Annotated in this window: 12 protein-coding genes; 7 read left to right on the plus strand and 5 right to left on the minus strand. The window is 71.5% G+C overall.

Features of this window, described 5'->3' with window-relative positions; genetic code table 11:
• Positions 1-4 precede the first annotated feature (4 nt).
• Complete coding sequence (locus KILIM_RS15640) at positions 5-1168, minus strand: NAD-dependent epimerase/dehydratase family protein (RefSeq protein ID WP_006593694.1); 1164 nt, start codon at positions 1166-1168, stop codon at positions 5-7.
• A 285-nt stretch (positions 1169-1453) separates the two neighbouring features.
• On the opposite strand from KILIM_RS15640, the gene KILIM_RS15645 reads away from it, so the two are divergent.
• The 6 genes from KILIM_RS15645 (at position 1454) to KILIM_RS15665 (ending at position 7505) form a co-directional block, all read left to right on the plus strand.
• Positions 1454-3016, plus strand: coding sequence for a zinc-dependent metalloprotease (locus KILIM_RS15645; RefSeq protein ID WP_006593695.1), 1563 nt, complete (start codon positions 1454-1456; stop codon positions 3014-3016).
• Between the two features lie 56 nt (positions 3017-3072).
• The gene (locus KILIM_RS15650; protein ID WP_006593696.1) at positions 3073-3594 is read left to right on the plus strand and encodes an NUDIX hydrolase; all 522 of its coding nucleotides are present in this window, start codon (positions 3073-3075) and stop codon (positions 3592-3594) included.
• Entirely contained in the window at positions 3591-4436 is an 846-nt protein-coding gene (locus KILIM_RS15655) for a YwiC-like family protein (protein ID WP_040563592.1), read from the plus strand. Before KILIM_RS15650 ends, KILIM_RS15655 begins: the two co-directional genes overlap by 4 nt.
• 197 nt (positions 4437-4633) lie before the next feature.
• On the plus strand, positions 4634-4798 hold the full coding sequence (locus KILIM_RS24380) for a DUF5679 domain-containing protein (protein ID WP_085956017.1): 165 nt from the start codon (positions 4634-4636) through the stop codon (positions 4796-4798).
• Positions 4799-5050: 252 nt separating this feature from the next.
• Complete coding sequence (locus tag KILIM_RS15660; RefSeq protein ID WP_006593699.1) at positions 5051-6175, plus strand: hypothetical protein; 1125 nt, start codon at positions 5051-5053, stop codon at positions 6173-6175.
• Positions 6168-7505 carry an ABC1 kinase family protein gene (locus KILIM_RS15665; protein WP_006593700.1) on the plus strand — a complete coding sequence of 446 codons (1338 nt, stop codon included), beginning with the start codon at positions 6168-6170 and terminating at the stop codon, positions 7503-7505. The genes KILIM_RS15660 and KILIM_RS15665 overlap by 8 nt, the downstream gene beginning before the upstream one ends.
• Before the next feature lie 72 nt (positions 7506-7577).
• Here the strand turns inward: KILIM_RS15665 and KILIM_RS15670 are convergent, their stop codons facing one another.
• The 4 genes from KILIM_RS15670 to KILIM_RS15685 form a co-directional block, all read right to left on the minus strand.
• Positions 7578-7772: a hypothetical protein gene (locus KILIM_RS15670; RefSeq protein ID WP_006593701.1), complete on the minus strand. Its 195-nt coding sequence runs from the start codon at positions 7770-7772 to the stop codon at positions 7578-7580.
• 170 nt (positions 7773-7942) lie between these two features.
• Positions 7943-8293, minus strand: a complete 351-nt coding sequence (locus KILIM_RS15675; protein WP_006593702.1) for a WhiB family transcriptional regulator — start codon at positions 8291-8293, stop codon at positions 7943-7945.
• 208 nt (positions 8294-8501) lie between these two features.
• A complete protein-coding gene (locus tag KILIM_RS15680; RefSeq protein WP_006593703.1) occupies positions 8502-8807 on the minus strand; it encodes a hypothetical protein in 306 nt (101 codons plus the stop codon).
• A 172-nt stretch (positions 8808-8979) separates the two neighbouring features.
• Complete coding sequence (locus KILIM_RS15685; protein ID WP_006593704.1) at positions 8980-11181, minus strand: ATP-dependent DNA helicase UvrD2; 2202 nt, start codon at positions 11179-11181, stop codon at positions 8980-8982.
• A gap of 180 nt (positions 11182-11361) precedes the next feature.
• On the opposite strand from KILIM_RS15685, the gene KILIM_RS15690 reads away from it, so the two are divergent.
• The gene (locus KILIM_RS15690; RefSeq protein ID WP_006593705.1) at positions 11362-12621 is read left to right on the plus strand and encodes a sodium:phosphate symporter; all 1260 of its coding nucleotides are present in this window, start codon (positions 11362-11364) and stop codon (positions 12619-12621) included.
• Positions 12622-12672 lie beyond the last annotated feature (51 nt).

A 12672-nucleotide genomic window follows, 5' to 3' on the forward strand; every position in this document is an offset into this window, starting at 1 on the left:
GTCCCTAGGCTCCCTTCCTGCGTCGCCGCTTGAGCATGGCGGCCGTGCCGACCAACGCCACGGCCGCGCTGGCCGTTCCCACGGCGGCATCACGACGCAGAGCCAGCAAGCCGCGGTCGCGTAGTTGCTCCAGCATCGCCTGCAGGCAGGTCTCGTTGTCGTAGCGGGGTGACCAGCCGACCGACTCCAACCAGTGCGAACCCACGACCCACGGATAACGCACGTAGTCCAGATCGCCGCCCGACGTACTCAGCACCCCCGCGGCGTGCAGGCGCCTGGCCGTCGCATGGGCCGCGGCCGCCGGCAGTTCCAGGCGCCGCTTGCCCGTGAGCCGCTCGACGCGCTCTTGGGTCAGGGGGTGCGGATTGCCGACCGTGACGACGCCGCCGTGGTCCGGCGCCGGCGCACCGCAAGACTCGGGTCCGTCGGCGGTGGCGGCGGTCGAGTCCGCGGCGAAGGCCTGGACGACGACCAAAATCGCCCGAGCCAGGTCTTCGACGTGGACGAACTGCCACAGCGGGTGGCTACCACCGAGCACGAGCAACCGCGGTGACTCGAAGTGTCGGGTGATGGAGGTGTCGACCCCGGGGCCGACGACCGCCGCGGGCCGCACGACGGTCACCTGCAGATCGGGCCGAGCCTCGCGAATGGCGCCCAGCTCGGCCTCGACATCGAGCAGATCGCCGGCGATGCCCCCGTCGTCCCGGGCCTGCAAGGGGTGATCCGCGGGCAGCGGCACTGGGTTGCCCGCCCGCGCCCCGTACACGCGCGCCGACGTGACGACCACCAGATGGTGCTGTGCGGCGTCGGCGGCGGCCCGCACCAACTCGCGCAACACTCCCCGGCGCACGACTGTGGTCACCCGCAGGTCCGACTCCAGATCGGTGCTCAGGGCCACACAGACCACCGTGCGGGCGCGTAGCAGGGCCATGGCCCCGGTGCTTGGCTCGTCGGGGTCGCTCGAGACGGCTCGAGGGGGGGGACTTTTGCCCGGAACGCGCAACACAGTCGTGACCGAATCGAGACCGAATCGGTCCCGGGCGAGTGCCACGAACTCGCGCGCGATGCGTCCCTCGACGCCGAGCACGAGCACTCGCGGAGCCTGGCGCGCAGACACTTCGGGCGCCAGCGGCCCCACGGACGGCGCCTGCGCGCTGCGCTTCGCCACGTGTCACCTCCTGCCTGAACTGCCGCCCTTGTGCCCACGAAAGGCAAGAGCACCGGCCTGCCGACCCTACCCGCGTCCGTCAGTCTCGACCCTTGGCCGGCACAGTCTCACCCTCGGTCAGTCTGGCCTCTCTCGTGCTGGGATTGTGCGGCGGGCGCACCCGCGCTGCCAGGCGGAACGCTGCCCGGGCGCCGTGCGGGTCCACCGAGTGTTCGCACGCTCGATATCGTCTAACCACATCCTGTCAGCTTCATCGACGCCAACGGATACCCCAAGGAGACGGTCGTGTCGCGCGAGAACCCAGGCAACCCAGACCCCGACGACATGCGCCGAATGTTCGAACAGTTCCTCGGCGACGCCGACAACCCGGCCATGTCCGAGGCGCTGAAGTCCATGGGCATCGACAACCTCGATCCCGCCACCATGCAGATGATCGCCAGTCAGCTCACGGCGATGTTCGCCACCGAACCCACGGACGGCATCAACCTCGAGTTGAGTACCGACATGGCCCGCAAGACCGTGGCCGCCGCAGGCGACGCCCTCGTCGACGACGCGCAACGCAAGGCCGTGCGCGACGCAGTCGGGGTGGCCGACCTGTGGCTCGACGAGGTCACCTCGTTCACCCGACCCGGCGGTCCGGCCCTGGCCTGGAGCCGCGCCGAGTGGGTCGACCAGACGATGCCGGTGTGGGGGCAGCTGGTCGGGCCCGTGGCCACCGCCGTGACCGACGCCATCACCGGAGCCCTGCGCGGGCAGCTCGACCGGCTCGGCGAGAGCGGTGAGATGCCCGAGCTGCCCGGTGGCATGCCCGGCATGCCGGGGCTGCCGGCGGGCATGGACTTCTCGACGATGATCAACCAGTTCGAGCCGATGCTCGGACGCATGAGCAGCTCGATGTTCGGTGCCCAGATCGGGCAGGCCGTCGGCAATCTGGCCGGCGAGGTCGTCAGCGGCACCGAAGTCGGGCTTCCGTTGGTGCCCGGCGGCGGGGTCGCGCTGCTGCCTGCGAATGTCGCCAAGTTCGCCGAGGGCCTGGATGTCGACGACACGCAGGTGCTGCTGTACCTGGCGGTGCGAGAAGTCGCGCGGGCCCGGTTGTTCGCCGATGTGCCCTGGCTGGGCCCACAGTTGCTCGCGGCCGTGCAGGCCTACGCCGCAGACATCAGCGTCGACACCGACGGCATCGAGGCCAAGCTCTCGACCATCGACCCGACCGATCCGCAGGCTGTGCAGGAGGCGCTGGCCGGGGGGCTGTTCACCCCCGACCCGAGCCCGGCGCAGAAGCGGGCACTCGAGCGGCTGGAGACGCTGCTGGCTCTCGTCGAGGGTTGGGTCGACGTCGTCGTCGCCCGGGCCACCGAGCGCAGCCTGCCGCAGTCCGCCGGCTTGGGCGAGATGGTTCGTCGACGACGCGCGACCGGCGGCCCGGCCGAACAACTGTTCAGCCAACTCGTGGGCCTGCAGCTGCGGCCGCGCCGGCTGCGGGACGCCGCCAACCTGTTCGCCGCCTTGGAGAAGGCCGACGGCGCCGCCATGCGCGACCGGGCGTGGGGTCACCCCGATGTCGCCCCCACCGCCGAGGACCTGGACGACATCCTCGGCTACGTCGAGCGCCTCACCGGGCGACGGGCCGAGTCGATCGGCGCCGGCGAGGGCGGCGCGTCGGGTCCGGACACGCCGGCGGGCACCGCGCCCACCGCGCCACAGGCCGGCGACGCGCAGGGCTCCACCAGCGGTATGGCCGGCGACGCCGGCGAGTCCAGCGATCGTGGCGACCTGGACGACATGGACGCCGCCCTCGCCCGACTCATCGACGAGGAGACCCGGGGGGACGACCCGAAGAAGTGAGGCACGGGGAGTCTGGGTCGCCGGGGGGTCCGGCGCTGGCGTTGCTGCGATCGTGGGTGGCGCCGGACGCCGGTCAGGAGCGGTTACGCCGTGACTATGTGGCGCACCTGGAGGCGCATCCGCAGGGCTGGGCCCGCTCGGGCCCACCGCAGCACCTCACGGTCGGGGCGGTCGTGCTGGACGCCACCGGCAGCCGCACGCTGCTGGTGCTGCACGGCAAGGCGAAACGCTGGTACCAGCCGGGCGGGCATGTCGAGGCCGGTGACGCCGACCTCGCCGCCGCCGCGCTGCGCGAGGCGCGCGAGGAGACGGGCCTGGCCGACCTGCGCCTGGACCCGGATCCGGTGCACTTGGATCGGCACCCGCTGCCCGGAGCCTTTGCCTGCGACGAGCATCTCGATGTGCGCTTCCTGGCGGTGGCTCCGGTGCCGGAGCGCGCCCAGCGCAGCGCGGAGTCCGACGACCTGCGCTGGTGGCCGGTCGAGCGCCTGCCCGAGCCCAGCGTGGAGGCCCTGGTCGCGGCCGGCCGCGCCCGATTGCGCGCCAGCCTGGGCAACACGCCGGGAGGCCGGTCGTGAGTCGCACGACACGCGCCCACCGGGCCGCTCCCGCGACGCGTGCTGCGCGGCGCCGCCCCAGGGTCGCCTCCTGGGTCCCGCGGCAGCACGGGGCGTGGGCCATGCTGCTGCTCCCCTTCCTCGCCGGGGCGCTGCGCTCGGGTTTCGTCTGGCTGCACCTGCTGCTGCTGGCGTTCTGGCTGGCGGGCTACTTCGCGTTCAACGCGACCGCCGTGTGGGTCAAGTCGCGCGGCAAGCCGCGGTTCCGGCCTCCGGTGCTCACCTACGGGGCCCTGACGCTGGGCCTGGGTTTGCCCATCGTCTGGCTGCGCCCCGATCTGCTCGTGTGGGCTCCCGTGTTCGCCGTGTGCCTGGCGACCAGCCTGTGGTTCTCCTGGCGGCGTCACGAACGGGCGCTCGCCAACGACATCGTGACGATCCTGGCCGCTTGCGCGTTCGGGCTCGTCACGTACCAGGCCGGCTACAGCCCCGAGGGCACCATCGAGGTCGGCTGGCGCACCATGGGCGTCATCACCGCTGTGCTGTTCGCGTACTTCGTCGGCACCGCCCTGTACGTCAAGACGATGATCCGCGAGCGCGGGCAGCGTGCCTGGGTCTGGGCGTCGGTGGGCTATCACGCGGCTGTCACCGCCGCCTTGGGCGTGCTGGCGGTGCAGGCGTTCTCAGCCGGGTTGCCGCCGGGCATGCAGCAGCGACCGTTGGTCGCGCTCGCGGCCCTGTTCGCGCTCCTGACGGCGCGCGCCTGGCTGTTGGCGGGGCGTCGGATCCGCCCGCTGATCGTCGGCCTCGGCGAGATCGGTGTGTGCCTGGCTCTCCTCGGCGTCATCGCGCTGTGGCGCTGACCAGCAACAATCACGTCATCACCACATCGACGCTGAGCACCCTCGCCCGCACCGAGGGCAGCGGTCGCCGGCCGAACCACGCGACACCCCAGGTCAACTGGCCCCCTGTTGCGCGGGCTCGGGCCGACGCTGGTCTACTGTGGCCTGGTCCCAGGGCCGCCTGCGTGCGGCCATTCCATATGAGAGGGCCTCAAGACATGACAGACACCGGCGAGACCTACAAGGGCGAGTTCTACTGCGTCAAGTGCAAGGAGAAGCGCGAGGCGGAGGGCAACGTCGTCGAGACGAACGGACGCCGCATGGCCAAGGGCAAGTGCCCCACCTGCGGTACCAACCTCAACCGGATCCTCGGCAAGGCCTGACGACCGACACGAGGCCACACCGGTCGGGCCGGGCAGGCAGGGACGCCACCCGGCCGTGGGGGCACCTTTCGCCATAGCGCCGAATCAGCCGGCGGTCCTGGGCTTTCGCCCGGGACCGCCGGCTTTTCGTCGGCACCACTGCGCTCCCACACGACGCCGCTATCCACAGGCCTGTGGATAGCGGCGTCGTGTGCCTCCCCCGGGCGGGCAGACTCGGCGTCGTTCCCACCCTCACGCCGAAAGAGCCCCACGATGCTCGACCGCCTCCCCTCCGACACCCCGACCTACCCCGCTACCGGCTCTCCCGCCGGCGCCTCGACCGCCTCGACCGCCTCGACCGGCCCGACCGGCGCGGCCCGTGCGCCTTCGCCGACCCCGGCGGCACCATCGCGCCACCGTTTGCACCGCCCGGTCCTGCAGGCGCATGCGCGGGTATTGCGCCGCGGCCCGGATGCGCTGCAGATCGGCAGCCTCGACGCCGGCGTGGTGGTCCGCGGGCTGAGCGAGGACGAGATCGAGCAGCTGCGCCGGCTGGGGAGCCGACGACACGGCGGGCCCCGCGCCAACCTCGGGGACTCCCCCGAACTGCTGGTCGACTCGACCAGACTCACGGAGGTGCTCACTCGGCTCGCGGAGCACCACCTGCTGCTGGGCGCCACCACGCGCATGGATGATCTGCGGGGCATCCAACCGGAGCAGGTGTGGTGCTTCGCCGCGGACGCGGCGGCCCGCGCCTGTGCCTACGGGCTGGACGACGACGGTTTCACGCTGTTGTCGCGACGCACCCAGGCACGCGTGATCGTCGACGGCCGCGGCCGCCTGGTCGATCAGATCACCGACTGCCTGCGCGAAGGCGGCCTGTGCGCGGTCGAGAGCGGCCCGGCGGCCGTCGGCGCCGCCGATCTGGCGCTGCGCCGACGACTTGGCCAGCCCCCCGATCTCGTCGTCATCGTCGCCGAGGGCGCGGTGCCGCACCAGAGCGCCGAGTCGTGGCGGCGCCACGGCGTGCCGCATCTGCCGGTCGTCATCGATGGACCCGTGCTGCGGGTCGGGCCGTTGGTGCTGGACTCGAGCCCCTGCCTGGAGTGCGTGGACCGGCACCGCGGCGACCGCGACCCCGCCTGGCCGGAGCTGCTGTCGCAGCTGGCACCCAACCGGCCCGGCCAGGCCCAACCCGTGGAGGCCGAGAGCAGCCTGCGGGCTCTGGCGACCGGGCTCGTGGCGACCTTCGTGTTCGGAGCGATCGACGGGCACCCCCCTCCCCCGGGACTGTCCGCCACCTACCGGTTGCCCTCCCCGCAGGCGACGCACCACGCCTGGCGCTCCCACGCAGCATGCCGGGGCTGCGCCGATCGGCGACAATGGAACGGTGACTGAACTGCCACGCCGCGCCATCGTGCGCACGGCCAAGCTCGCGTCGCTGCCCATCGGGGTCGCCGGGCGGGCGGCCTGGGGGGCCGGAAAACGGTTGGGCGGCAAGCCCGCCGAGGCCGTCGCCGCGGAGTTGCAGGCCCGCACGGCCGAGCAGCTGTTCACCGTGCTCGGCGAGCTCAAGGGCGGCGCGATGAAGGTGGGTCAGGCGCTCTCGGTGCTCGAAGCCGCGATGCCGGAAGAGTTCTCCGCGCCCTATCGGGCGACGCTGACCAAGCTGCAGGACTCGGCGCCGTCCCTGCCGACGGCCACCGTGCACCAGGTGCTCAGCCGCGAGCTCGGCCCCCGCTGGCGCACCAAGTTCGCCCAGTTCGACGACGCACCGACGGCCGCCGCCTCGGTGGGGCAGGTGCACCACGCCATCTGGAAGGACGGCCGCGAGGTCGCCGTCAAGATCCAGTACCCCGGCGCGGGCGAGGCCCTCGTCGGCGATTTCCGCAGGATGGCGCAGGCCACCAGGATGCTCGCCTCCTGGGTGCCCGGCCTGGACCTGGGCCCGATTCTCGCCGAGCTCGTCGAGCGGGTCGAGGACGAGTTGGACTACGCCCTCGAGGCCAACAGCCAGCGCCGATTCGGCGAGGCCTTCGAGGGCGACCCGGAGGTCTTCGTCCCGGCCGTCGTTCACCAAAAGGGCGCGGTCATCATCACCGAGTGGATGGAGGGCGTGCCGCTCTCGCGCATCATCGGGGAGGGCACGCCGACGCAGCGGGCGCAAGCCGCGACCCGGTATCTGGAGTTTCTCGTCGCCGGGCCGCAACGGGCCCGGCTGTTGCACGCCGACCCGCATCCGGGCAACTTCAGGCTGCTGCCCGACGGCCGTCTGGGGGTGCTCGACTTCGGCGCGGTCCAAGAGTTGCCCGACGGGCTGCCTACCGCGATCGGCCGGTTGCTGACGTACGCGCTGCGGGGCGAGGCCGAGCCGCTGCTGGCCGGCCTGCGCGACGAGGGCTTCGTGCTGCCGACCATGACGGTGCAGGCGGAGGCGGTGCTGAACCTCATCGAGCCGTTTCTCGAACCGTTCACCGTGCCCACCTATACGCTGCGCCGCTCCTGGCTGCGCGGCGTCGCGACCCGCTTGCAGGATCCGCGCGGGGAGCAGTGGCGCACGAGCATCAAGCTCAACCTGCCCCGCGAATACCTGCTCATCGAGCGAGTGTGGATCGGCGGGCTCGGGGTGCTCGCCCAGCTGGAGGGCGAGGTGCCGGTCGCGCAGGTGCTCGCCCGGTGGCTCCCGGAGGCCACCTACCCCGTACCGCGCCCGGAGGCCCACGACTGAGCCGTGCCAGGCTCGATCGGCGCGTCGGTCGGCGCACGGACCGGCGAGGCGCCCGAGCCGACGAGGCGTGGCTTACGGCTGGTGGTCGGTCGCGGGCGCTGCGGTGCGCACGTCTCGCAGCGCCCGCGCCTGGGCCTGGGCGGCGGCGACCAACGGATCGACGGGTACCTGCTCGCCGTTGCGCCGGGCCGCGGAGCTGTTGCGCACCATGGCCAGTCGCAGGCGGTCGAGGCTGATCACGGTGTTGGCACGCGCGGGTACAGGCATGCGTTGACTTCCCGTCCGTCGGTCGCAGCGCAGCCGGCGCGCACTGCTCGGAAGCGGCACCCACGGCGCTCACCTGCGCCGACCCCCGGTGCCTTCCCGGGATTCTAACGGCGAAAGTAACGATTCGACAATTGTTAAGTGACACATCATGTGTCGTTTGATGGGCGACCTCAGGCGGCCGTGGTCTTACGGGGGCGGCCACGGGGCCGCTTACGGGCGACCACTGCGCCCTGCACGAACAACTGCCCGCCCCAGACGCCCCAGGGCTCACGACGGCTCAGCGCTCCCTGCAGGCACTGGACCTGCAGCGGGCAGTCTGCGCACAACGCCTTGGCCCGCTCGACCTCCTCCGGCCGCTCGGCAAACCAGAGTTCGCCGTCGTGTGCGCGGCACGGAAGCTCGTCGGTGACATCGGGCAACGCGACCATGAGGTCGCTCTCGGTCGCCTCCCCACCGGTCAACGCACCATCGGTGGCTTGGCCGCTGGGCGCGTCGGCAAGCAGGGCGGTGGCTGTGTGCATGGTCGTCTCCTGGGCGCCGCGGTGGCGGCTGGTCGTCCGGGCTGGCGGTCGGCGGCGGGTCCGGGGTGCCGGAGGCTCGCGGCGAACTGCTGCGCTGGTCATGTGCCTGTCTTTCGGACGTGTCCGGGCTGTGGGTGCGCAGTGCCTTGGGATGACGAAGGCCGCGGACCCGATCGGGTTCCGCGGCCTGGAGGAGACGTGTCGTCGGCTAGGTGCTCGACGGTGCCGATCTGCTCGTTGCCGGGTGGAGACCCGAGGTGGTGGACGGGGTGGTCTGGACAAAAGTGGCTGTGCCGGGCGTCATGCCGAGGTGCTTCTCGGCGCCCCAACGCGGTCGGTCATCGCCGACGAAGACGGCGAACGGGAAGGCGGGGGCCGCGGCGCAGGAGGCGGCGAACGAGGCTACGGAGGCGTAGACGGACGGACTCGTGGTCTGCTCGAAGGTCTCGTTCGACAGGCTGCTCCACGTCGTTTGCATCGACGCCATGCGGCTCAACGTCATGGTGGTGTTCACACGCCTCTCCTCCTCTCTGCTGCGACGCTCGTCACGACGGACAAACTCGTGTCCTGGCATAGCCGTGACCTGGGTGAATTCAGGCTAAGCGAGCCATGCCGCGGTGTGCAACGTATTTATCGACACAGATTCTCGCCGCTGCTTTCGCCGCTGCCCGAACGCCCCGTGCGGCTCACGCGGGCGGGGTGGGCTCGTGCAGGGCGCCGAGCACGCCGGCGCCGTAGCGCTCGAGTTTGACGGCACCGACGCCGCTGATGCGGGCCAGGGCCGGCAGGTCGGCCGGCATCCGCTCGGCGATCGAGGCCAGGGTCGCGTCGGTGAAGACGACGAACGCCGGCACCTTGGCCCGCGCGGCGGCGTCCGCGCGCCATTGCTGCAGGCGGACCATCGTTTGTTCGTCGTAGCCCGGCGGGCAGTCGGCGCACCGCCCGACCTTGCGGGCGGCCGCGTCGGGCAGTTCCCCACCGCAGCCGCGGCAGCGCGCGGGAGCACGCCGGGTCGCCGCGCCCCGACGACCCGGTCCGCCGTGCGACCCACCAGGTGACCCAGCGCGTGATGCACCAAGTGACCCACCACGTGACCCGCCGGCGCTGGGATCGTCGTCGGGCAGCGCGGCCGCGCCCAGGAGTCCGGCGGCGGGCGCGAGGAAGCGCGAGGGGCGCCGGGTGGGTCGCCCCCCGGGTCGCGCGGCGGCCCACGACAGGCTCAGGTGGGTGCGGGCGCGGGTCAGGCCGACGTACAACAGCCGACGTTCTTCCTCGATCTGCGCCGAGGTCAGCGCCATCGAGATCGGCAACAAGCCTTCGCTAGCGCCGATGAGAAAGACCGCGTCCCACTCCAGACCCTTGGCTGCGTGCAGGCTCGCCAGTGTCACCCCGTCGACCGTCGGTGCGTGGGAGGCTGCCGCCCGCTCGTCGAGTTCGGCGATGAACTCGCGCAGCCGCGCCTGGGGCAGGCCGCGCGTGAGCTCCTCGGCGAGCCGCACCAGAGACTGCAAAGACTCCCACTGGTCCCGGACGGCACCCCGCCCCGCCGGCGGCTCCGGACTCCAACCGGCCCCGGTCAGCACGTCGCCGACGAGGCGCGGCAGCGGGCTCACCCCGTCGTCGGAGCGAGCCGCGCCGCGCAACAGCACGACGGCTCGGCGCACCTCCTCACGGCTGAAGAAGCGCTCGCCGCCCCGCACCAGATACGGCAGATCCGCCGCGGCAAACGCCGTTTCGAGCGCCTCCGCCTGGCTGTTCGTGCGGTAGAGCACCGCGATCTGTGCCGCCGGAATCCCTTGGGCGATGAGTCGACCCGCCGCGGCGGCGGTGCCGACGGCCTCGTCCTCGTCGTCGTCGTAACGAACCAGTTGCGGCGGCGGCCCCGCGGCGGCGACGGCCCGCAACTGCACCCCCGCGCTCGTACCGCCACCGGTGCTGCGAGCGCGCAGCACCGTGTTGGCCAGGCCCACGACCTGGGGTGTCGAGCGGTAGTTGCGCACGAGCCGCACGGTGGCGGCCTTCGGGTGGCGGCGCGCGAAGTCGAGCAGATGCTTGGGCGAGGCGCCGGTGAACGAGTAGATGGTCTGCACCGGGTCGCCCACGACGCACACGTCGTCGCGATCGCCGACCCACAGGTCCAGCAGTCGTTGCTGCACGGCATTGACGTCTTGATACTCGTCGACGACGAAGTGGCGGTACTGCTCGCGGATGGCCGCCGCGACCCTCCCGTGTTCGCGCAGGATGCCGACGAGCAGCAGCAACACGTCTTCGAAGTCGATCACGGCGCGTTCGCTCTTGACCTGCTCGTACTCCTCGATGAGGCGAGCCATGGCGGTGACGTCCATGCCGGGCGGCTCGCGGTGGGCTCGCTGGGCGGCCCCGGCGTACGTCTCGTGCGTCAGCATGCCCACCTTGGCCCACTCCAGTTCGGCCGCCAGGTCGCGGATGGCCGCCCGGTCGAGTCGTAGCCCGAGCCGGGCCCCGGCCTCGGCGACCAACGGCGCCTTGTGCGGCACGATCTGCGGCGCGGCCCCACCCACCGCCTGAGGCCAGAAATAGCGCAACTGCCGCAGGGCCGCCGCGTGGAAGGTGCGGGCCTGGACGCCTCGTGCGCCCAGTTCGCGCAGGCGGGTGCGTAACTCCCCCGCGGCGCGCGCGGTGAACGTCACAGCGAGGACCCGTTGGGGCACCAGCACACCGGCCGCCACCCCGTAGGCGATGCGGTGCGTGATGGCCCGGGTCTTGCCGGTGCCCGCGCCGGCGAGCACACACATCGGGCCGAGCGGCTGCTGCGCCACCGCCCGCTGCTCCGCGTCGAGCGCGGCCAGCAGCGCGTCGGGATCGACCGGGCCTGGTGGCTCGGTGTGGCGCAGGGGTGGCGGGAGCATCCCCTCGATCCTGTCAGAGACCTCCGACAGCCCTCACGCGAGCGCCGGAGGGCCGGACTTGTCCCGATTCACCCATTCGTCCCGACAGCGCTCACGCAGTGTTCACCCTGCGGCCACACTGGCCGCCGTCGTTCCGTGATCGGTTTGAGATCAGCCGATCTCGACCGATCTGGAGACCTCATGGCCTCGACCTCTGCCGACGGCACCTCGCACACTCAGGCTCCGCCCGACGACGATCCCGCGACCGAGCCCCGCGACGCGCAAGAAAAGGCGCCCAAGAGTCCCCTGGACTTCCTGCCGCTGCAGGGCCGCGCGATGCAGATCGCGAACTGGGTGGGAGTGCTCGCCGGCATCTGGATCCTCATCACAGCCGTCAGCTCGATCGGTAACGGCTTCTCGATGGCGGTCGGCGACGAGGCCAAGGAGTTGTTCCAGTTCGCCGCCAACCCGTTCGTCGGGTTGATGATCGGATTGCTGGCGACGGTGCTGACGCAGTCCTCCTCGACGACCACGGCGGTGACGGTCGGCATGGTCGCCGGCGGCCTGCCCATCGAGATCGCCATCCCGATCCTCTTCGGCGCCAACATGGGCACCACCATGACCAGCACCCTGGTCAGCCTCGGCATGGCCCGCGACAAGGAGACGTTCCGCCGGGCCTTCGGCGCCGCCAGCGTGCACGACATGTACAACCTCGTCTCGCTGCTCATCTTCTTCCCACTGGAGATCGCCTTCGGCATCCTGGGTCGGGCGTCGGAGTGGATCGCCTCGACCTTCGCGGGCGAGGAGGCCGGCGTCGTGGGCGCCGCCTTCTCCGGTCTGGGCGCGGTCGTCTCCGCGATCACTGGCCCCGGGGCCGACCTCCTCGAATGGGCCGTCAGCCCGCTGGGCGACGTGTGGGGCGGCATCACGCTCATCGTGCTCGGCATCGCCCTGATCCTGCTGATCATCAGCTTTATCAGCACGATGTTGAAGTCGCTGCTCGTGGGCAAGGCCGAGCAGATCTTTCACACGGCCATCGGGCGCGGCCCGTTGTCGGGCATCGCCTCCGGCACGCTCATCACGGTCATGGTGCAGTCGAGTTCGACCACGACATCGCTTGCCGTGCCGCTCGCCGGCTCCGGCAAGTTCTCCCTGAAGCAGATCTATCCGTTCACCGTCGGCGCGAACATCGGCACGACTCTCACCGCGCTCATCGCCGCCTTCGGCTTCACCGGCGTCGAGGGCCAGGCCGCGCTGCAGGCAGCCTCGGTGCACATGCTCTACAACGTGTTCGCGGCGATCGTCGTGTTCTCCATCCCGTTCCTGCGGCCGCTTCCCGTCACGATGGCCAGCACCTTGGCCCGCCTGGGGTCCGAGAACAAGATGTACGTCGTCGCCTGGGTGCTAGGAATGTTCGTCCTGCTGCCCAGCGCGCTCATCGCCGTGACGGTGTTGCTGTGATCGGCCCGCACCCACTCCCCTGCGCACCTGCGACCGTCCGCGATCGAAAGG

Origin of the sequence: Kineosphaera limosa NBRC 100340, from assembly GCF_000298215.1 — a bacterium.
Lineage (GTDB): Bacteria > Actinomycetota > Actinomycetes > Actinomycetales > Dermatophilaceae > Kineosphaera > Kineosphaera limosa.